Genomic DNA, 230 nt, shown 5'->3' on the forward strand with positions numbered 1-230 from the left:
GCGATGACCGAGTTTTTGGTTGAGGAGCTTGGCAGAGGAAGAATGAACTCAATAACGAAACTTATTGATTGGTTCGGTCAAACCGCGGTTAGAGCACTAACTATCGCTTCTGAAAAAGTGAATCGATTGAATGAATCAAATAACGCTATTTTGATTTCTTCTTACCCTTGGGTATCCAAAATCGACCCTGCGAATACTTACCGTCACACTGAATTACACGTCGCGAAAAG

The 230-nt window shown here is 41.7% G+C and carries 1 pseudogene; it reads left to right on the plus strand.

Features of this window, described 5'->3' with window-relative positions:
* Positions 1-230 (plus strand): annotated as a pseudogene (locus tag IQR33_RS31965) (transporter); the annotation flags it as partial.

Source organism: Vibrio sp. OPT46 (assembly GCF_015163535.1).
Lineage (GTDB): Bacteria > Pseudomonadota > Gammaproteobacteria > Enterobacterales > Vibrionaceae > Vibrio > Vibrio alginolyticus.